The sequence below is a fragment of the Bacillus sp. CPT56D-587-MTF genome (assembly GCF_058792335.1).
Map to the genome: position 1 here is coordinate 4169503 of NZ_JBYTEF010000001.1, position 21571 is coordinate 4191073.

Sequence of the window (21571 nt, forward strand, 5' to 3'; positions counted from 1 at the left end):
TAACTTCTTTGCTCCAGCCGAATCTTGAGGTGGAAGTTTTACTGTCCGACGAATAGCCGGATAAATTACTCTGATCTCACTAATTTCACAGATTCAGTACTCCCCATAAACTCATGATATACAGTTAATGTGTTCTCCTCAATTTTCAAATCAACCTTCTGTTTTCTTTCTCCCATTAAAAATACAAGCTCTATGGAAATAATCCCTTGGTCCACACTTAATATTCGAAAGTCTCCTATAGTAGTCCCTTTCCCAAAAATATTATGTTCCATAAATTCTCCGCCTGTTTTCTCACTATTAATAGATTCTATTTCCAACCCAACTGGCCTGTCTGTACTTTCTGATGACATCCAAGACCCTTTTAACTTTCCAATATCAGTCTCTTTTTTCTTTTCATTTTTTAACTCTTCCTCTTTTTTCTTAACTTCTGCTTGTTGAGTTAGTAAGCCATCGATTTGCTTATTCAGCTCTTCGGCCCGTTGTTTTTCCGAAATAAATTGTTGATTTTGGCCAGTATCGTTAACAATTTTATTTACTATCCCTTTAGCCTCTTCATACTTTTTATCATTCTTTAACTTCTCTGCCTTTTCCAATTGACCTATATATTGACCTTTTAACTCTTTATGCTCTATGAGCGAATCTTTTTGTTCTTTCGCTTGACTTTGAAGGATTGCGGAACCATCTTTCATCTTTTCTACTTCTTGAAACAAACCTATTGCTTGTTCTATATTTCCACTCGATTTCTCTTTTATCGAACTTATCATCTTAGTAGTTTGGTCTTTTAATACCTTTGCTTCTTTATCATCCTTTTTCTCTTCTAATGCTAGCTCAAATGATGCTACTGCCGTGTCATATTCTTTACTCGCTAACGCCAATTTCCCTTGATCCATTGCTTTTTTATAAGTTTCGTTGCTACATCCTACCATTAAAAATAAAATTATGATTCCTAAAATCAATCTTTTCATAATATCCCCCTAAATTAATATAATTCTATATACACTCAATAGTATCATAAAATTTATATATAAAATTTTAAACAGCATCATTAAAACATAAAGGGAACTTGTCATTTCTTCTCGAACTTAATCTATGAACATAAGTAGAGGGGGATAACAATAATGTACCAAACGATTGAAGGCTTTTTACAATCATGGACATACGAAGCAGAGTCTACTCAGAAAATGCTTGATTCATTAACCGATGCATCTTTATCACAAGAAATTGCACCTGGACATTGGACGTTAGGAAGAGTCGCTTGGCATATCGTGACGGCAATTCCTGTTATACTATCTGGCACAGGGCTAAAGTTTGAAGGCGAAACGAAAGATTATCCTGTTCCTACTTCTGCAAAAACAATTGCAGATGAGTACCGTAAAGTGAACGCGGCTTTTGTTGAAGCACTTCAAAGCGAATGGACTGATAAAGATTTAGCAACTATTAATGACTTCTTTGGTCGCCCTATGCCGAATTCTATATTTTTAATGACACTTATTAATCATCAAAATCATCACCGCGGGCAAATGACGGTTTTAATGCGACAAGCCGGCTTAACAGTTCCTGGCGTATATGGTCCCGCAAAAGAAGAATGGGCTACGGCTGGAATGGAAGCTCCTAAAATGTAACAACAGAAAAAGACAAGGTGTTTACACATCTTGTCTTTTTCTGTAACTTGTTTCATGTGAAACTTTATATTGCATCTTCCCTCTCAATATTTTTAATTCCATAATAAGCAATCGCCACACCAATCACTGCAAATGCGAATTGAAGAGGAAGAAAGGTCGCTATAGGAAATATTGGTGGGTTATTAATTGCGATTAGCACAACGATAATAGACGAAACAATAGTAGTTGGCACTGAACGTTTACGCATTCCGAAGTATAGAGGAATTAAGCTTATTCCCGCAGTGGCAATGGCTAAAGGAACGAGATTTATCCCTTCTTGAATCAATTGATCTACTGCGAATGAATTAGGAAGAATCGAAAAATAACTATCTATTCCAATGAAAATCCCCACTACAAAAATATTAGATAAAATAACTGTTATGAATGTTAATATTGCTGTAATAGCCAACTTACTAATCATTATTTTCTTTCGATTAATTGGATAAGAAAACATCAATAATATTGTTTTGTTTTTATATTCATCAATTATTAACTTAGCTATTAGTACAGCACCAAAAATAATAAATGTTGCTCTCACTATTGAACTAGCCATTAACAAAATGGCCTGCGGATCTCTTATTTCTGGATCTCCCCCTATTTGAGAAACGATGCTAACAAAAATCAATAATGCCAGTATAGCAAGATTTGCAATTACTGCTCTCTTCACGTACCAGCCAAGTTTAATTTTCTTCAGTTCTAGCTTCATAAGACGTAGCATGATAGTCCTCCCTCCTCCTAAGACTTAATCAATATAAATGACCCCTGTCTTACTTAAAATCTCCACTTTGTTTTTTGCATCACCAATCGTTCCTACTTTTATTTTTTCTGTACTTTTATCTTTCTTAAGTCCTTTTAAATCTACTATTACGTCAGCCGAATTACTTTTAGCCATAAGCTTCAATGATGCCGGGACACCTTTATACCGTACGCCAATATCCCCTGATTTTGTTTCTATAAATAATGATTTTCCTTCTATCATATCTTTCAGCAATACTTCCCCAGATGTTGAAGTGATGTTCATATTTGAGTTACTTACATTTGTGATATAGTTATCACCAGTCGTAGACTTTATATTTAATTCTTGTACTGAACTATCTTTTACAACTAACTCTCCACTTTGCGATATGAATTCACCTTTCTCGGCTGTTAGTCCTACAATCATTCCATCCCCAGATTTGCCTTTCGTCACGATACTTTTTACTACTATATCTCTTATTTTCACATCACCTGATTTATTATTTAATACAATTTTATCTATTTCTTTCTTCGGAATAGCTATACATATACTATCCTTCTTCCTAAACGTAAAACCATTAAAAAATTTGTTCGCCTCTTGTTTTTGCTTAACCATAATTTTATTTTCATCATTTTCTATTTTGACAGGATCTATCTCTTTATCTGCTTGTTCACCTTGAGCAGAAATTACTATTTTATTAGCGTCTGTACTTTTAAACTCAAGATTCCAATTTTCATTGTCTACTTCTATTGCTTTTATATTATTTATATCAAAAGACTTTTCTTTCTTAAAATCTTTCCCCTGAAATACCTTAATACCAAAAACTACACTAGCAATTGTAATGAATAATATTGCAATTACTATCATTTTTTTCACTATTCATACCCCAGTTCGTTTTTGTTTTAAGCTTGCTTCACGCCACATCTATCTTGTCAATTTTACGAAACGATAGATAGCTAATGAAAATTCCTAATAAACAGAGCACGATTGGGATAGCTATAAAATCAAACATACTTACTTGACCATTTCCAGGACCAACGTTACTGTTCATCATCATCCCAATTATTACTGCAGAAGTAATCGTTGTCGGTGTTGATTTCTTTCTCATTCCAAAAAATAAAGGAATTAAACTAATACCAGATATCATAAATGCACTTATAATAGTAGCTGGAACGATAGCTATTATTTCCCCCATCGTAACAGGCGTTTCAAGTAGTCCCATTATTGGATTCATACAGAATATGAGCAAACTAATAATGAAAGTAGCGATAATCGTGCTCACAAAACAAAAACAAAAAACAAAAAACAATTGTTAATTTCGCACTCATTAGCATTTTCCTTTGCAGTGGATACATAAATAGTAGCTGTATTGTTTTGTTCTTGTATTCATCGATCACTAAACGTGATAAAATAACCGATGCAAAAATAATAAATGTAATTCTAATAAGAATATTTGCTAAAGACATGTATTCCATATAGCTAGAGAACATCAAATCATCCTCTACCTTAGATCCCCACGCCATAAGGCTTACTGCAGCGAAAATTGCTATAATACAAATTGCTACCCCTTTAAAGTAACTAGATAATTTATGTTTCTTCCATTCGAGCTTCATTAATTTAAACATATAAATTACGCCTCCATTCTTTATATACCTGTCTCTACGCTGCTAACATTCTAATTCCAGCAGTAACGAAGCTTAGCATTACGATAAATCCACTTACCAGGTTCAGCCACAGTCCATTAAGCATGAATACCTTCTCCATCCATTACATTTAAGAAATATTGTAACTACTCAGCCACCTTTCGGTGTCTTTTTTAAATTTTACTAGTTTCATATGCCTCCCATTTGTAAATACTGAGTATATCAAACAGGGGAGGTGAATCTTATGGTCGATCGAAAAATTATTTTAGATACATATAAAAAAGGACCTGAAGCTGTTATTTCTTTATTTGAAGAAACATTTTCTAAGTTAGAAAAACGTATACAAGAACTAGAAAATGCTTCAAAAAAAAACTCCAAAAATAGTCATAAGCCACCTTCTACAGATGGTTTGGGTAAGCCCGTTACAAAAAGTTTGCGCAAACCGTCTCATCGTCAAACGGGTGGCCAGTTGGGCCACAAGGGACATACTCTTGGTTTGACAGCGACTCCAGATCATACGATTACACATTCTCCTACATATTGTACTTGTTGTCATACTTCCTTGAACCACGAGCCTGTAAAAGGGTATCGCATTCGCCAAGTGTATGACTTACCACCTATTCAGATCGAAGTGACAGAACATAAAGTAGAACAGAAAGAATGCCCACATTGCCATTCTATCCAAGAAGCCCAATTTCCTTCGACAGTATCTCGTCCTGTTCAATATGGTCCAAATATAAAAAGACTGATTCCCTATTTAACGCATTATCAATGCATTTCTTTGAAGCGAACAAAAGAATTCTTTCAGGATTGTTTTGGACATTCTATAAGCGAAGGAACCCTGGTAAATCATACACAGGCTTTCGCTTCTCAATTGCAGCCATTCATAAAAGAAGTAAAGGAAAAGATTCTGCAGTCTCCTGTTGTCCATTTTGATGAAACTGGTATGCGTGTAGAAAACAAAACACAATGGTTACATACTGCCAGTACACCGGAGGTGACATTGCAACATATTCATCAAAAACGTGGAAAAGAAGCAATGGATGCTGGAGAAATCTTGCCATCTTTTTCTGGAATTGCGATGCATGATGGTTGGAAATCGTATGATGCGTATACAGATTGTCGTCACGTTTTATGTAATGCCCATCTCTTACGAGATTTACAAGGAATTATAGATAGTACTGGAGAACAATGGGCACAACAGATGCAGAAATTTCTAACGCAAGCGTTGACGATGAAAAAGCAATCCGAAGGTACCATGCCAAAAGCGACGCAAAAGAATCTGTTTATTATGTATCAATCCATATTGAAAGAACAACAGATTCTTTCCACGAAACAAAAGAAGAAAGGAAAGCAGACGCCTTCTCAAAATTTATGGAATCGCTTCGTCAAGTATTCTGACAGAATTCTAGCGTTTTTAGAACATCCAGCCATTCCATTTGATAACAATCAAGCAGAACGGGATATTCGGATGACGAAAGTAAAACAGAAAGTGTCTGGGACTTTCCGAAGTAAGAAAGGCGCAGAATCTTTTTGTCAGATACGAAGCTTTATGAGTACCATGAAAAAACAAAAACAATCGGTCTTACAAGCGATAAACCAAGTCATAGAAACTAGAACGGTTCCTTGGAATAACACGACTTCATAAGAGAATTTCTCTATTTGGCATAGATTCTTTCTCTGATTGGAGTATTTTCTTTTCATGTTTTCGAATCGGAAACATGTATTTGGCCTGTTTTTTTATTTGAAGAAGCTGAGTAGTTACGAAATATTCTTCTAAGGAACTATGTTTCTTATTAATACTTTCAATTTCCACATCGTTCATAATAAGTGCTTTTGAAATGGCCTGCTGAGACGCTAACGTATCATAAACCCGAATCATGTTTCCACTCATTATTTTGTAGTTTTTTATACCAAGTTTATCTTCTAAAATATAAGTTGCACGTTTCACATCAGGAACAGTGATTTCAATATACTCTGTTTGTTTTCCGTTAATACTCTTCATTGAAACTTCTTTTATTAGTTTTCCATTTTGAATCACACCAATTGTATCCGCCATTAGTTCCATCTCACCTAAAATATGACTAGAAACTAATAATGTAATGCCATATTCTTTGCAGAGCATTTTAAATAAGTCTCGTAACTCTTTAATACCAATTGGATCTAAACCGTTAATGGGTTCATCTAAAATGAGCAATTCTGGCTTTGTCACGATTGCTCTTGCAATACCGAGTCGTTGTTTCATTCCTAATGAAAAATCTTTTACTTTTTTATTATCTATCCCTTGTAGTTTCACTAAATGTAAAGCATGGTCAATTGCATTTTTATCGTAGTAGCCCATATATTCACAATGTAGGTCTAAGTTTTCTTTCGCCGTTAATTTATCATAAAAGATTGGGTATTCAATAATTGTCCCCATTCTTTTTAATACTTCATAAGATGTATCTGTTAATTTCTCACCGAAGATTTCAATATCACCACTCGTCGGTTTTATTAAATTTGTAATCATTTTCATAATCGTTGTTTTACCAGCACCGTTTGGTCCTAAAAAACCGTAAATTTCTCCTTTTTTCACATGCATGTTAACACCGGAAATAACTTCTTTCCCTTTAAACACTTTCGTTAACTGATTTGTTTTTAATATATATGTCATGTTACTTTCCCCTTTCGCAATACTCTATATTTCTATAATAGACAACGGAAATCTCTTTTTTCTTACCCGTTTCTTACAAATTCCTTACGCTGAAAAAAAGCTTGTAGAATCTACTGCTCTACAAGCTAAAACTGTATCTTTGTTAATACAATTGTAAAAATTGTTTTTTCATACGGTTTACTAGAAAGATGGATTTTCCCGTCCATCGCTTCCACAAGCCGTTTCGTAATCGTTAATCCGAGACCACTTCCTTGGTACAATCTATTTCTTGAATCTTCAAGTGTGTACATACGCTCAAACACTTTATCAATATGAGATTCATCAATCCCTTTTCCTTTATCCCATACATCTATATACACGCCCGTGTCATCATCTCTTAACGTCATACCGAGTGCCTTTCCATCGTCTCCATATGTAATTGCATTTGATATTAAATTATTCAATACCCTACCTAATACTTCTACATTTCCAAGTGCGTATATATTTCTTTCTGGTATATCAATATGAACCTGAAAACCTTTCGTCGTCACTAAATCATAAAATGATAAAATCTTCTCGCGGCATACTTCATTCATATTTACTTTTGTCATTTCAATTGCTTTGTCACCAGATTCTAATTTTGCCAAGTCAAAAAACTTATGAATTAACTCCATCACTTCTAGTGTTTTCGTATGCACTTTTTCAAGTAATATTTGTTGTTCTTCTTTATTTATCGTTTTATCCTTATTTAACATTTCTGTATATCCAAGAATGACTGTTAGTGGTGTTTTCAAGTCATGCGAAATATTTGAAAGCATTTTTCTCATCGAAATTTCTACTTTTGCATGATCTGCATTCGTTTTCTGTTTTGCATCTAATAATTGATTAATTGCCACTAATAATTTTTGCAATTCTAGATCATCTGTCATAACGAGTAACGTCTCGCCTGTTTTGTCATTTACAATACTTTCTAACTTTTCATATGTGTATCGTAAATTTTCACTACTATTTTTTCTCATTCTATATTGCATATAAATAACACATAACAATATAAAAATAATACCTATTAACAAATTGACCATATTACATCACTTCCAACTTATAGCCGATGCCCCATAACGTTTTAATATATTCTGGATTAGATGGATCACTTTCGATTTTCTCACGCAATCTTCTCATATGAACATTAATAACGTTATCGTCACCGTAATACTCTTCATTCCAAACTAACGTATATATTTGAGCTTTCGTAAATACACGATTTTGGTTCTTTACGAATAGCTTTAAAATCTCAAATTCTTTTAAAGTAAGTTTGAGAGACTTCCCGTTTTTTTCAACTGTAAAATTAATTGGATCAATTGTTAAATCACCAATTTGAATCATCTTTTCTGTTGTTTCTGTAGCCGAATATTTCGTAGACCTCCGAATACCCGCTTTTACACGTGCAGCTAATTCAATCATAGAAAACGGCTTACAAATGTAATCATCTGCTCCAAGTCCTAATCCAACAGCTTTATCAACATCTGTATCTTTTGCCGACATCATTAAAATCGGAACAGCACTTTTTTCTCGAATGATTCGTACAACTTCTAAGCCATCTAGCTTTGGCATCATAATGTCAAGGATAATCAAATCAAATGAACCTTTTAAATATGTGTTCACGCCTTCCTCTCCATCAGACGCAATTGTTACTTGAAAACCCCCTTTTATTAAATACTTTTCCACCATCTCTTGAATTGAGATATCATCTTCAACTAATAAAATATGATGTGACATATGTCTATCCCCTTTTTACAAACGTTAACAATCCAATTGTATCGTAACTACTACAGACTGGAAACAATTATATGAATTTTCAAACCAACTTCCCTTCCTTCCTTAACAATGATATGATGAAATTCACTACGATTGTTCATAATTAACTTTATATAAAGGAGACTTATCATGTCAGAAAACAAAAAAGTAAGCTTAGCTGATTTAATGCGCGAACAACTTGCTAAGAAAAAGCAAGGAAATGGAAATGGTCAAAATACAAAAAATCAAAGCCAAGAAACGAAAAAATTACAAAACCAACAAACAAAGAAAACAAACAACCAACGTAGACGTACAGGTGTGTAAATGAACGGACAAAAACGTTCTAATATCGCGCCCGGTCTTGAAGTTGATATTGTATTAAAACAAGATCAACGAACAGGCAAATTAACACGTGGAATTGTAAAAGATATTTTAACAAACTCCCCTTCCCATCCGCATGGCATTAAAGTGCGATTGCAGGACGGACAAGTCGGTAGAGTACAAAATATCGTTCAATAAGAAAAGGAGCTCAAGTAAACTCGAGCTCCTTTTCTTTATTAACCTTTAATTTTCTCGATGAAAACTACTTTTAAGTAGTCTCCTTCTTTAAATTGATCAATGGTACGGAAATCTTCTGGTAAAGAATGTTCTTCTAATATTTTATATTTGCCATTCATTTCTTTAAAGGCTGTATCGATAAAGCCTTTAAACTTTTTCATATCGAATGCGCTACAATTTGTAGAAGCAACGATAATACCGTTATTTTCTGTAATAGCAATTGTTTCTTTTAATAAATTTTTATAATCTTTTGCTGCACTAAATGTATATTTTTTTGAGCGGGCGAAGCTTGGAGGATCAAGTACGACCATATCAAATTTCATCTTTTTCTTAGCTGCATATTTGAAGTAAAGAAATACATCTTCTACAATAATATCTTGTGCTTCATAATCAACTTCATTTACACTAAACTGCTCAATCGTTTTACTTAAACTACGATTTGCAAGATCAACACTCGTCGTTTTACTTGCTCCGCCAAGCGCTGCAAATACAGAGAAAGCACCTGTATAAGAGAACATATTTAACACTGTTCTTCCCTTTGCATATTTATCACGAATTTGTTTTCGAACGTTACGTTGATCTAAAAATACACCAACCATTGCCCCATCATTTAAATAAACCGCAAAGTTCACACCGTTCTCTTTTACGATAAGTGGGAACTCGCCGCGCTCTCCTGCTACGAAATCATCACCCTCAATATATTTCCCTTTCGTATCAAAACGCTTTTTCTCATAAATACCTTTAAAGTTTGCTACTTTTTGAAGAGCGGCTATAATCTCATCTCTGAAAGTGTAAATCCCTTCACTATACCAACTTACTACGTAGTAGCCATCATAATAATCGATAATTAATCCTCCAAGACCATCACCTTCACCATTCACCACACGGAATGCTGTCGTATCACTTGATTTATAAAATTGCTTTCGTTTATGTAGGGCAGATTTGATTTTACTTTCAAAGAAAGATTGATTAATTTGTTCACTCTCTTTTCTCGTTAAAATCCAGCCGTATCCTTTATTTTGCTTTCCATAATAACCTTTTCCGACAAAGTTGTTCTTCTCATCTACTACTTTGATGATTGTTCCTTCTTCACGAACATCATTTAAATTTTGAATCGCATCTTTTAAAATAAGCGGATATCCACTTTTAATTTCTTTTATAAATTTCGGTTTTATTTTTACAGTTACTTCTAATCGCATATAATAACTTCCTTTCCATTTGCATGCTTTCTCTACAGGAAGCATTTGAAAAACGAGACTGAAAAAACAGCCTCGTTTCACTATACCATATTATTGCTTTGCTAGTACAACTAGCTCATTCTCGCACTTAACCGCCACATATTTACTACGTTTTGAAATGAACATCTCACTGTCCAAAATAATAGAAAAAAACTTATATATTTCACATTTACCATTGACAATGATAATGATTTTCATTATCATTTGATGTATATGAGTTCTTGAAAATATAGCTACATTTATAGGAGGAATAAACATGATTATTGTTACAAATACAGCTAAAATTACAAAGGGAAATGGGCATAAATTAATTGAGCGTTTTAATAAAGTAGGTAAAGTTGAAACGATGCCAGGCTTTTTAGGTCTAGAAGTTCTTTTAACACAAAATACAGTTGATTATGATGAAGTAACAATTAGCACTCGCTGGAATGCAAAAGAAGATTTCCAAGGTTGGACAAAGAGCGCTGCATTTAAAGATGCTCACTCACATCAAGGCGGAATGCCAGAATATATTCTTGATAATAAAATTGCTTACTATGATGTAAAAGTTGTACGTATGCCAATGGCTGCAGCACAGTAAGAACAGTCCTTTTTTAAAGTATAGAATATGAGAAGCGTTATCTATCACTTCTCATATTCTATACTTTTTTCTTTAATTTCTTTTTACTAATTTTGCGTGTACAACTAGCCTTCCAGCCTCTGGATCAAGAGCATAATCACAAGTAGAAAGTGTTACGATTTCATCATTAGCCATCAATTCCGTATCCGTTTTGTACAGTGATTTTTCTTGAATTTCCTTTAAGAACGATGCATATGCTGCATCATTTCCAAAATCCGTTTCAATGTAATAAAAGTCCGTTGTTGTCGTGTATACTGAAAAAACTTCAACGTCGTATCCTTCAAATAATGTATCGTAATATAATTTACGATGAGACATAAAAAAGTCTTCATCCAACATTTTTTTTAAACTACCAAACATAGAACCATCTTTCATACGATGGCCATATAAAATCGTATTTCGATTTTGAGATTTCACATCATTACGATGGTCCATAAAAATGCTTCCCGCTCTCATATCTTCACCTTTATAATTACGAAATAAATAGTAATCATTATCTTTTGCTTGAACGATTGGATAATTAATTTGTGTATCATCCATCGTAATCCATCCGACTATCTCTGGATTAATTTTCTGGAGATCCTGAAACTGTTTACGTACCTCTCCATTTTCTGATTTTTCTTCCATTGGACTTCTTTTATAAATATGTTGTGCCTCAGCCATTACTTTACGATTTTCATAATAATCCATGAAAATCCCGCCCAACTCATACATTGAATAGAAAAAGATTCCTAAAAACACAATTGTAAGTATGCGTTGAAAAAAAGAATTCTTTTTCCGTCCTTTCTTACTATTCAAATTATCACCTCAAAACGGATTATGCTCAGCCTTTAGATTCCCATAGGTACCATGTACAATCCGGTATCTTCATCCTGCTTTACAATGACATCTACACCATATATTGCTTTAACCATTTCTTCTGTTATTACATCATTAGGAATACCTTTCGTAATAATTTCTCCATCTTTCATAACGATAATATGGTCGCTATAACGAATGGCTTGATTAATATCATGTAATACCATTACAATCGTTAGTCCATGCACTTCATTTAACTCTTTCACTAACTCTAATATTTCTAACTGATAGTAAATATCTAAATATGTGGTCGGCTCATCTAAGAAGAGCATTGGTGTATTTTGAGCTAATGTCATCGCGATCCAAACTCGCTGCCTCTCTCCACCAGATAAAGCATAAATTGGCTTATCACGCTTACTTTGTAAATTCGTACATACTAGTGCACGCTCAATCGCTTCTCTATCTTCATCTGTTTGCGGAGAGAATATATTTTTATATGGCATACGCCCGAAGCTTATTAGCTTTTCCACTGTAATATCTGCTGGAGCCTCATTTTGTTGATGGACAACTGCTAGCTTTCTAGCAAACTCTTTCAGTTTATATTCACCAATCGCTTTCCCATCAAGTATTACTTCTCCACTGCTAGGAGCGTGGTTTCTAGACATGACACTAAGTAATGTTGATTTCCCACATCCATTCGGTCCAATGATTGTTGTAATTTTCCCAATTTCTATTTCACTACTAACAGACTTTAAACGATTTGTTACGTTATCGTATGAAAAGGTTACATTTTTAATTTCCATGAACTTTATCACTCTTTCTAAGCAAAAATATTAAGAATGGACCACCAATAACCGCCATAATTGTTGCTGCTGGAATTTCGTTAGGTGGCACAATTAACCTTCCAATTGTATCTGCCGTCAAAATTAATAACGCCCCTGCAAGCGCAGAAAATGGAATTAATACTTTATGGTCTGAACCGACTAATTGTCTTGAAATATGCGGAACTAGTAATCCTACAAAAGCAATAACACCTGCAATCGCTGTTGATACTGCCGCTAAGAGTACTGCAATGGCAGAAATAATAAGACGAACTCTCGTCACGTGCAAGCCTAAATTTTTCGCAGTCTTATCTTGTAGCGATAATAAGTTACACCAAGCTCCTACGAACAGAGCAAGAATAAGACCAATCGTTCCATAAGTCACCATTATTTCTACATCGCCCCACGTCTTCATTGTTATATTAGAAGTCGTCGTTTGCTTAATACTCTTAATAAAATACCCACAAATCGTAACGAATGATTCATTTAATCCAGTAAACATTGCATTAATGGCAATACCAATTAAAATAATGCGAAGCGGGCTTAATCCTGATTTCCATGAAAACGAATAAACGAGATAACATGCAAGCGCACCACCTAAAAAGGCGAATACGGGTGTCCAGAAAAAGAATTGCGGAAACAACGTAATAATAACGAGTGTCATAAAACTTGCTCCTGAAGATATACCGATTACCCCAGCATCGGCGAGTGGATTTTTCATAACGGCTTGAAAAAGCACACCTGAAACAGCGAGAGCCGCTCCAGTGAACAACGCAATAATAATACGCGGGAAACGTAAATCTTTAATGACTTCAACATCTTCATTTCCACCTGTAAATATCCCTTGTACAAGTTCAACAATACCTACTTCTAAACTCCCTTTCATCGCTGACAATGATGTCATAACAATAAGCAATACAGTAACAATGAGGAAACTCCAAGTTTTTTTATTCATTCTACTCTTCCTTTATATTAAAATGCATCACGGATACATCATTTTTTTCAATTCATCTAACGCTTCAATTGCTGCTAAATTGCCTGTCGTTCCAAATAAACGCTCTTCTAAATCGTAAACACGGTTATTTTTAACCGCAGCAAAGTGTTTCCAAATATCATTTGTTTTAAATTCTTTATCAAACATTTTTACAACTTCATCAGGCATACCATGAGCTGCTCGTAAAATAATATCTGGATCAGCTTTCTTTAAATACTCTGTATTAGAAGCTAAATATTCTACTTGTTCACCTTGCACAATATTTTTACCACCTAGTTGTTTCACTAAATCTCCAATATAAGAATGCTCTGTTGCTACTAAATAACTTCCCGGCACACCTAATAAAATAAGCACTGTCGGTTCTTTCTTTCCTTTTACTTCTTTTTGAATGCTAGCAACCTTTTTATCTAATTTAGTTACTACTGCTTCGGCCTGTTTTTTACGCCCATATTTCTTACCTAAATCGCTAATAGAACTTTGCATATTTTTCAAACTCGTTAAATCTAAAAAGTTTGCTTTCATACCCACACCATCAAAAACTGGCTTTAATTCATATTCAAGTGTTGTCACAGATAACACTTCTGAAGGCTTTAATGACTTTACCTTTTCCATATCTGGACTCATTGGATTCCCAACTTCAGGTAAACCTTTATATCGCTTCGGTAAAGTTTTAGAGCTTGTTGGAACGCCAACTAAATCTACTTCTAACGCATCCATAATTTCAGTAACAGCCACTGTTGTTGCAACAACGCGCTCTTTACTCTCACTCTTTACCTGCTTTGCTGTTTCTTTTTTTGGTGATGAGCACCCAGCTATACTCATTAACAAAATGATAGCCATTAGTACACTTGCAATTTTCTTCACTCTCAATCACCACTCCTTTCCATACAATATGAAACAAGTCTTGATGCACGCGAATATGCATCAAGACTCCAAAAATTACAATCTACCTGCTCTATATTTACGAACTAGTAAAGCAAGTGAACCTAGCAGTAACACCATATATAAACCAAGTTGTGCTGTATCTGCAGTTTTTGAGTTTTTCTCTTTTTTCGAATCATTTTTTGTATCTTCTTTTTTCTTCTGACCATCTGCATTTCGGTTAAAATCAGGAGTACCTACTGTTTTTACATTATCTACTTTCGGTGTAATCACTGGATTTTTCGGTTCATTTTTCGGTTCCTCTTTAAGAGTTCCTAACGCGCCGATATTATTTGTATCAAATTGAATTTGCACATCGTAGAAATGATGGTAGTTCATCTCATCGATGTCTACCTTTACTTTTGCGTTTAATTTTTTAAATAGATTTTCTACTTCAAACTGTACTACTCGCGTATTTACATTTTTATCTTCGCTTACTACTTTCGCATCAGCGAATAGTTCATTGTTTTCCGTTTGGAATTTCGTAATCCACGCACTATTTTTCAGCGTCATCTCAATATATTTTTTACCATCTTTTACGATTAATTTCGCTGGATTTACAACATAGTCATTCATCTTTGAAATCTCATCTGTTTTATCTTTTAATACTTTAAATGTAATATCATATTGGCCATCTACTAAATTTTTCGGATCAACTATTACTTTCGGGTTATTATTTCCACCTTGGTTGTTGTTTCCGCCTTGGTTGTCGTTTCCGCCTTGGTTGTCGTTTCCGCCTTGGTTGTCGTTTCCGCCTTGGTTCCCTAAGGCTTTAATACTGTCTTGATCAAATACAAATTGAACATCATAGAAATGGTGATAATTCATTGAATCAATATCTACTTTTACTTTTGCATTTAATTTTTTAGACAAATCGTTTACTTCTACTTCTACTTCTACTACTCTTGTATTTTGTTCTTTATTTTCACTTAACACTTTTGCATTAACGAAAGAACCATTTTTCTTAAATTCAAATTTCGTAATCCATGTACTATTTGTTAATGTAAACGATACGTATTTCTTACCATCTTTTACTTTTAATACACCTGGGCTTTTTGTGTATGTGTTCATCATTGAGATTTCATCTGTTTGATCTTTTAACACTTTAAAGCCAATTCTGTATTCACCATCTTTAAGAGCTTTTGGATCAATTGTTGTGTTATTATCTTGGTTATCATTTCCACCTTGGTTGTTGTTTCCACCTTGGTTGTTGTTTCCACCTTGGTTGTTGTTTTCACCTTGGTTGTTGTTTCCACCTTGGTTGTTGTTTCCACCTTGGTTGTTGTTTTCACCTTGGTTGTTGTTTTCACCTTGGTTGTTGTTTTCACCTTGGTTATCTAACGACTTAATGCTACCTTTATCAAATGCAAATTGAATATCGTAAAAATGGTGATAATTCATTGAATCGATATCTACTTTTACTTTTGCATTTAACTTTTTCGATAAATCTGGTACTTCTACTTCCACTACGCGTGTATCATTTTTTTTATCTTCACTTATTACATTTGCATCAACAAACGAACTATTTTTCTCAAATTCAAATTTTGTAATCCAAGAACTGTTCGTTAACGTAAATGATACATACTTCTTACCATCTTTTACTTTTAGCACACCTGGACTTTTTGTATATGTGTTCATCATTGAAATTTCGTCTGTTTGATCTTTTAATGCCTTAAAATTGATGCTGTATTCACCATCTTTAATTGTTTCAGCATCTGGTTTTTTATTTTCATCTGGTTTTTCTACTTCTGGTTTTTCTGCTTCCGGTTTTTCTGCTTCCGGTTTTTCTGCTTCCGGTTTTTCTGCTTCCGGTTTTTCTGCTTCCGGTTTTTCTGCTTCCGGTTTTTCTGCTTCCGGTTTTTCTACTTCTGGTTTTTTCTCTTCATTTTTAATTTGTTCAAGTTTATCTTGTTCAAATAAAAGTTGTACATCATGCATTTGCTTATAATTTCTTGATGCCATTTCGATAAATACTTTTGTATTTAGTTTTTTAGATAAATCGTTTACTTCAAACTCTACTACTCTTGTATCTTTTTCCTTATCCTCACTCACTACTTTTGCATCAACAAATGCGCCATCTTTTTCCGTTTGGAAATTTTTAATTAATGAGCTACTTTTTAGTGTTACAATTGCTTTTTTCTTACCGTTTTCTACTTTTAATACTCCTGGATTTACCATGTAACTATTCATCTTAGATTCTTCATCTGTTTGATCTTTTAACACTTTAAATGGAATGCTGTACGCACCATCTGTAATTGTGTTAGAATTTGGTTGTTGATCTGGGTCAGGCTTTTGGTCGGGCTTCTGACCTGGATCGGTAGTTTCATTTGGATCTGGCTTATTAGCTGGGTCCTCTTTTTCATTTGGTTTTTCTACATGAATTGGTGTAATGCTATTTTGATCAAATGCAATACGAACGTCGTACTCATGATGATAATTTAAAAAATCAATATCTACTTTTACTTTTGCATTTAATACCTTCTCTACATCTTCTACATCAAATTCTACTACTCTTGTATCTTTTTCTTTATCTTCACTAATTACATTTGTCGCAACTAGCTTACCTGCTTTTTCTGTTTCAAATTTCGTAATCCATGAACTATTTGTTAATGTAAAGGATATTTTCTTTTTCCCATCCTTCACTTTTAAAGTTCCCGGACTTACTGAATATTGATTCATCATCGATTCTTCATCTGATGTATCTTTTAAAACTTTGAAGCCAATTGAATATTCACCGTCAGCCAACTTGGTAGCTGCTTGAACTGCAAGTGGTTGTAATGTTGATACGAATGTAAATATCATTAAAAACATAGCAACAATAATTTTTGTATACCTGTTCAATGGAACGACTCTCCCTTTTGAAAATTATTTAATACTGTTCCCATCAAATACAAAGCGAATATCATACGAAGCATTATAATTAATAATTGGAATATTAATTTTCACCTTGCCATTTAGTTTTTTTGACAAGTCAGCAACTTCAAATTCTACAACTCTAGTATTATCTTTTTTGTTTTCACTTAACACGGTTGTTTCTACAAATTGACCATCTTTTTCTACTTGGAAACTTTTAATAGAAGCACTATCTTTCACTTTAAATGAAACATATTGTTTTCCATTTTTAACTGTTAATGTTGCTGGGCTTTCAAAATAACTATTCATTCTAGACGATTCATCTTTATCGCCTTTCCATACAGTAAAAGCAATATTATATTTTCCATCAGCTAGTTTTGTAGCAGCCTTTGCATCTTGTAAACCTAGTGTTGCGATAAATGTAAATAAAACAGCAAATACGGCAATAATCATTTTAAATTGTTTAAACATATATTCATCACCCTTCAAAAGATTTATTTACTCAATTTCACTTTACGAATTAAGAAAGCACCTGAAATAAGAATTAACACTGCAAACAATCCAATACGTGCTTCATCGCCTGTTTTTGGGTTATCTGTTTTTTCAGCTTTTCCATTTTCATTTTTTGTTTCTTTATTCACTTCTTTAGCTGTTTCCTTACTCTCTACTTTTGTTTTCTCTTCTTTTACTTGTGTATCTGTTTTCGCTTGATCATTATTTTTTGTTGTAGCAGCTACGCCATTATCGCCACCTACAGCTTTTACATTTGCATCAAAAGCAAAACGAATTGTGTAGTGGTGGTCATAGTTTGCACTTGGTACAACAACATGAATTTTTACAGCTGCCGGTTTGGATAAATCATCTACTTTAAACTCTACTGTTCTTTTATCTGCCGATTCATCTTTATTAACAACTTTCGCATCAACAAAATTTCCGTTCTCTGGTGCTTTAAATTCTGTAATCCAAGCACTATGATTCATCGGAACTTGTACTCTCATCTCACCGTTTTCCACTATTAATTTTGCCGGCTTTTCAAAATAGTCATTTGCCATTGAAGCTGAATCATTTTCCGCTTTTTGAATTACGTAATTAATATCGTAAGTACCATCAGCTAGTTTTGCTGAAGCATTCCCGTATGGCATTACAAGAAAAGCTAGCATACATACGAACGTTATAATAAAAGCGGGTAATACAGAAACCTTTTTCATTTTTTTTGTTTCCTCCTTGGTTATCTTTCATTTCACTTTTTCCGAAAATGATAATTATTCTCAATTGATAAAAAAAATAATCTCTTCTACCTATTATTTAATTAGCATTCTTTTATGTAACATAAGCATTATTGATTATCATTCTCATTTAATATTAAAAATAATATCTCACCCTATTCCTTATACGAAGGCATAGAAACTGAGAAAAAATTATAAAACGCATTTATTGATTATCATTCTCAATGTAAGTCAAAAAAAATAAACTTTCTCTTCTCCTCTTCTTTCACCTCTTCCCATAACAACACTATAGTTATAGAAACCCCGTTTCCCTCACTTCCCTTCCAATATTTCCACAACTAAGTCAATCTTAGCCTACTCATAAATTTTTTGTCAACTATATTACGTATAAAATTTTTAATATCTAAATTTCTCTATATGCGGCTTTTTTTACAAAAAAAGAGACTTTCTATTATAGAAAGCCTCTTTTCTCTATTTTTCTACAGCAATTTCCTGCTTTTGAAACTTAGAAACTATATAACCAAATCCTATACCGATTATGCCTGGAACTAACCAACCAATTCCTACACTATATAATGGAATCTTATCTAAAATAGGTGCTAGCGCTGCAATTTGAAGGTTTGCATTGTGTAACCCATCAAAGAAACTTATTGCAAATGCTCCTACAATCCCGCCCACATACATCGCTAATGGAAGACGAACGTAGTTTTCAACAAGTGATAATACGATAAGTACGATTCCAATTGGATAAATTGCGATTAAGATTGGTAATGCTAATGCATTTAACTGAGTTAACCCAAGGTTTGCTACCATAAATGCTAATACACAGAAAATGAAAACGACTTTTTGATAAGAAAGCTTTGGTAATAAAGAAGAGAAGTAATCACCACAAGCTGCAACAATACCTACAGAAGTTGTTAAACATGCTGCTGTAATTGCGATCCCTAGTAATAAAGTTCCGTAGCTACCAAATAAATGATTCACGACATTTGTTAAAATAATTCCTCCGTTTGCGCCCATTCCAAGTGACACACTAGAAGCTCCAAGATAAGCAAGTGCTAAATACACAAGTAGTAGACCAAGCGCTGCAATAAATCCTGCAAAGATTGTTACTTTTGCAATACTGTTTTTATTTGTAATGCCTTTTTCTTTTAACGCATGAATTACAACATTTCCGAATACCAGTGCTGCAAGTCCATCTAAAGTTAAATATCCATCAATAAATCCTTTAAAGAGAGGAGCACTATACGCTTCTGTCGGTGCACCAAATTCTCCAATTGGTGTAATAAGTGCTTTACCTACGATAATTGCAATAACAGCTAATAGTATTGGAGTTAGCACTTTACCAATACGACCCACTAATTTCGAAGGATTTAAAGCTAAATAGAAAGTGACTGCAAAGAAAATAAATGTAAAGATAACAAGTGGATATGACTGACCAGCTATCTCACTTGGTAAAAACGGTGCAACACTCATCTCATAAGCTACTGTTCCTGTACGCGGCACACTTACGAATACGCCTAAACATAAATAAATTGCAGTGATAAAAACAAGTGCAAATATAGGATGTACACGTCCTGCTAGCTCATTAATATCTCCCTTTAAAGCTATAACAATTACTCCTAATAAAGGTAGTCCAACGCCTGTTACGATAAAACCAAACAGCGCGATCCATACGTCCGTTCCAGCGCCTTGTCCTAACGCTGGTGGAAAAATCATATTACCTGCACCGAAAAATAGTGCAAATAACATTAAACTTATTGCAAACATCTCTGAAAACTTTAAAGATGATTTCATTTCTACTAACCTCCTAAAATAATAAATTAACAAAATATTCTGAACTAAAATCCGTCACATATCCTCTTTCAAGCATACTTCCCCGTAAAAGAACGCAAAAAACACCCGTCCCTAACAAAGGGACGAGTGTTGAAATCGTGGTTCCACCCTTATTCTAATAAAATGAATTTATAACGAAATAAGCTCATTTTATAGCTCGTGTAAATTGATAACGGTTTTATCCGCCAAGAATTACAATGCATCATGTATGCAGTTCACTCTTGAAGTTTAGAGGTGGTAAGCTTGTCTTTTCGTATTAGGAAGCTCACAGCCTAAGGCTTCCCTCTCTGAGAATCGTAAAATACAACTCATGTCCTCATCATTACTTTTATAAAATATCTTGTCGAAACTTGTTGTTTTTTATTATATGGGCTATTTTTTAAAAAATCAATAGTTTTATTTTTTCTGACAAAAAAATATAGGGAGAAAATTTTCCCTCCCTATAACTGCCCTATTAAAATTTCTAACTCTTCAGCTGTAACGCTCCGCCACTTTCCAACTTCAAGCTCATTTAGCTCTATATTCATAATGCGTACTCGCTTTAGCTTTATTACAGTAAATCCGAAAGCTCGACTCATTCTACGAATTTGCCTGTTCATTCCTTGCGTTAAAACGATACGAAATGTTGATTGATCGACTCTTGTCACTTTGCACGGCTTCGTCATTCCATCTTTAATCTTTACACCGCGGGACATCTCATCAATAAACCAGTCCGTAAAAGGTTTATCGACTGTGACAACATATTCTTTCTCGTGCTCATGATCACCGTGTAAAATTTGATTCGCAATGCCGCCGTCATTCGTTAATAAGATAAGTCCTTCCGATGCTTTATCTAATCGCCCAATTGGAAAAATTCGCTCTGGGTAATTGATATAATCAATAATATTATCTTCAATATGATCGGCTGCTGTACAAGTAATTCCGACTGGTTTATGAAATGCGATATACACTTTTTCTTTCTCTTCTTTTACAATAACTTGCCCATCAATCGTTACCCTATCACCATCGCTTACGAGTGCACCGTGCGTACATATTTCGCCGTTAATAGCCACGCGTCCAGCTTTAATAAGGCGGTCTGTTTCACGTCTTGAGCATGATTTTGCTTCGCTTATGTATTGGTTGATTTTCATGTTCTATTCCTTTTCACATATATTAAAAGCGTCAATCTATGGCAATATCATTCTGCCACGATTGACGCTTTTTCACTTCGCAAAAACAACTAAATAAATAACCCCAATCAC

The 21571-nt window shown here is 34.0% G+C and carries 20 protein-coding genes, 2 pseudogenes and 1 other annotated feature; of the genes and pseudogenes, 5 read left to right on the forward strand and 17 right to left on the reverse strand.

Annotated elements, in window-relative coordinates; genetic code table 11:
- Nucleotides 1–65: 65 nt before the first annotated feature.
- Entirely contained in the window at nt 66–965 is a 900-nt protein-coding gene (locus AC3WVZ_RS21485; RefSeq protein WP_074047977.1) for a tetratricopeptide repeat protein, read from the reverse strand.
- A 153-nt stretch (nt 966–1118) separates the two neighbouring features.
- Between AC3WVZ_RS21485 and AC3WVZ_RS21490 the strand changes: the two genes are divergently transcribed.
- Nucleotides 1119–1622: a DinB family protein gene (locus tag AC3WVZ_RS21490; protein WP_100650968.1), complete on the forward strand. Its 504-nt coding sequence runs from the start codon at nt 1119–1121 to the stop codon at nt 1620–1622.
- Between the two features lie 64 nt (nt 1623–1686).
- Here the strand turns inward: AC3WVZ_RS21490 and AC3WVZ_RS21495 are convergent, their stop codons facing one another.
- The 3 genes and pseudogenes from AC3WVZ_RS21495 to AC3WVZ_RS21505 all read right to left on the reverse strand — a co-directional run bounded on the left by AC3WVZ_RS21495 (nt 1687) and on the right by AC3WVZ_RS21505 (nt 4022).
- Nucleotides 1687–2379, reverse strand: a complete 693-nt coding sequence (locus AC3WVZ_RS21495; RefSeq protein WP_233935377.1) for an ABC transporter permease — start codon at nt 2377–2379, stop codon at nt 1687–1689.
- 24 nt (nt 2380–2403) lie between these two features.
- Nucleotides 2404–3273, reverse strand: a complete 870-nt coding sequence (locus tag AC3WVZ_RS21500) for a DUF4097 family beta strand repeat-containing protein (protein ID WP_100650970.1) — start codon at nt 3271–3273, stop codon at nt 2404–2406.
- Between the two features lie 37 nt (nt 3274–3310).
- A pseudogene (locus AC3WVZ_RS21505) lies at nt 3311–4022 on the reverse strand (ABC transporter permease).
- Nucleotides 4023–4284: 262 nt separating this feature from the next.
- Here AC3WVZ_RS21505 and tnpC point away from each other — a divergent pair.
- Nucleotides 4285–5688 (forward strand): IS66 family transposase, encoded by a 1404-nt coding sequence (gene tnpC / locus AC3WVZ_RS21510; protein ID WP_100910632.1) that lies wholly within the window; start codon nt 4285–4287, stop codon nt 5686–5688.
- A gap of 114 nt (nt 5689–5802) precedes the next feature.
- Here the strand turns inward: tnpC and AC3WVZ_RS21515 are convergent.
- From AC3WVZ_RS21515 to AC3WVZ_RS21525, 3 genes and pseudogenes are all read right to left on the reverse strand, one after another.
- A pseudogene (locus tag AC3WVZ_RS21515) lies at nt 5803–6693 on the reverse strand (ABC transporter ATP-binding protein); the annotation flags it as partial.
- A gap of 125 nt (nt 6694–6818) precedes the next feature.
- Nucleotides 6819–7754: a HAMP domain-containing histidine kinase gene (locus tag AC3WVZ_RS21520; RefSeq protein ID WP_000247675.1), complete on the reverse strand. Its 936-nt coding sequence runs from the start codon at nt 7752–7754 to the stop codon at nt 6819–6821.
- A 1-nt stretch (nt 7755) separates the two neighbouring features.
- Nucleotides 7756–8448, reverse strand: coding sequence for a response regulator transcription factor (locus AC3WVZ_RS21525; RefSeq protein ID WP_233935378.1), 693 nt, complete (start codon nt 8446–8448; stop codon nt 7756–7758).
- Nucleotides 8449–8616: 168 nt separating this feature from the next.
- On the opposite strand from AC3WVZ_RS21525, the gene AC3WVZ_RS21530 reads away from it, so the two are divergent.
- Both AC3WVZ_RS21530 and AC3WVZ_RS21535 read left to right on the forward strand, forming a co-directional pair.
- On the forward strand, nt 8617–8790 hold the full coding sequence (locus AC3WVZ_RS21530) for a hypothetical protein (protein ID WP_001293581.1): 174 nt from the start codon (nt 8617–8619) through the stop codon (nt 8788–8790).
- Nucleotides 8791–8985, forward strand: a complete 195-nt coding sequence (locus AC3WVZ_RS21535; RefSeq protein WP_001014310.1) for a YwbE family protein — start codon at nt 8791–8793, stop codon at nt 8983–8985.
- Nucleotides 8986–9023: 38 nt separating this feature from the next.
- On the opposite strand, the gene AC3WVZ_RS21540 is transcribed toward AC3WVZ_RS21535, so the two are convergent.
- Entirely contained in the window at nt 9024–10223 is a 1200-nt protein-coding gene (locus AC3WVZ_RS21540; RefSeq protein WP_001235507.1) for a class I SAM-dependent rRNA methyltransferase, read from the reverse strand.
- A 295-nt stretch (nt 10224–10518) separates the two neighbouring features.
- Here AC3WVZ_RS21540 and isdG point away from each other — a divergent pair, with 295 nt between their 5' ends.
- Nucleotides 10519–10842 carry a heme oxygenase gene (gene isdG, locus AC3WVZ_RS21545; protein WP_000587818.1) on the forward strand — a complete coding sequence of 108 codons (324 nt, stop codon included), beginning with the start codon at nt 10519–10521 and terminating at the stop codon, nt 10840–10842.
- A 72-nt stretch (nt 10843–10914) separates the two neighbouring features.
- Here the strand turns inward: isdG and srtB are convergent, their stop codons facing one another.
- From srtB to AC3WVZ_RS21590, 9 genes are all read right to left on the reverse strand, one after another.
- Nucleotides 10915–11679: a class B sortase gene (gene srtB, locus AC3WVZ_RS21550; RefSeq protein ID WP_233935380.1), complete on the reverse strand. Its 765-nt coding sequence runs from the start codon at nt 11677–11679 to the stop codon at nt 10915–10917.
- 32 nt (nt 11680–11711) lie between these two features.
- Complete coding sequence (locus AC3WVZ_RS21555; protein WP_233935381.1) at nt 11712–12482, reverse strand: ABC transporter ATP-binding protein; 771 nt, start codon at nt 12480–12482, stop codon at nt 11712–11714.
- A complete protein-coding gene (locus tag AC3WVZ_RS21560) occupies nt 12472–13455 on the reverse strand; it encodes a FecCD family ABC transporter permease (RefSeq protein ID WP_088053822.1) in 984 nt (327 codons plus the stop codon). The genes AC3WVZ_RS21555 and AC3WVZ_RS21560 overlap by 11 nt, the downstream gene beginning before the upstream one ends.
- Before the next feature lie 27 nt (nt 13456–13482).
- Nucleotides 13483–14364 (reverse strand): heme ABC transporter substrate-binding protein IsdE, encoded by an 882-nt coding sequence (gene isdE, locus AC3WVZ_RS21565; RefSeq protein WP_233935383.1) that lies wholly within the window; start codon nt 14362–14364, stop codon nt 13483–13485.
- 69 nt (nt 14365–14433) lie between these two features.
- Nucleotides 14434–17256: an NEAT domain-containing hemophore IsdX2 gene (gene isdX2 / locus AC3WVZ_RS21570; RefSeq protein ID WP_233935385.1), complete on the reverse strand. Its 2823-nt coding sequence runs from the start codon at nt 17254–17256 to the stop codon at nt 14434–14436.
- A 24-nt stretch (nt 17257–17280) separates the two neighbouring features.
- Nucleotides 17281–17739, reverse strand: coding sequence for an NEAT domain-containing hemophore IsdX1 (gene isdX1 / locus AC3WVZ_RS21575; RefSeq protein WP_000476164.1), 459 nt, complete (start codon nt 17737–17739; stop codon nt 17281–17283).
- A gap of 23 nt (nt 17740–17762) precedes the next feature.
- On the reverse strand, nt 17763–18476 hold the full coding sequence (gene isdC, locus AC3WVZ_RS21580; protein ID WP_233935387.1) for a heme uptake protein IsdC: 714 nt from the start codon (nt 18474–18476) through the stop codon (nt 17763–17765).
- A gap of 489 nt (nt 18477–18965) precedes the next feature.
- Entirely contained in the window at nt 18966–20291 is a 1326-nt protein-coding gene (gene brnQ6, locus AC3WVZ_RS21585) for a branched-chain amino acid transport system II carrier protein BrnQ6 (RefSeq protein WP_000842640.1), read from the reverse strand.
- Nucleotides 20292–20406: 115 nt separating this feature from the next.
- Nucleotides 20407–20662, reverse strand: a binding site (T-box leader).
- Nucleotides 20663–20770: 108 nt separating this feature from the next.
- The gene (locus AC3WVZ_RS21590; RefSeq protein ID WP_103622283.1) at nt 20771–21460 is read right to left on the reverse strand and encodes a 23S rRNA pseudouridine(2604) synthase RluF; all 690 of its coding nucleotides are present in this window, start codon (nt 21458–21460) and stop codon (nt 20771–20773) included.
- Between the last annotated feature and the right edge of the window lie 111 nt (nt 21461–21571).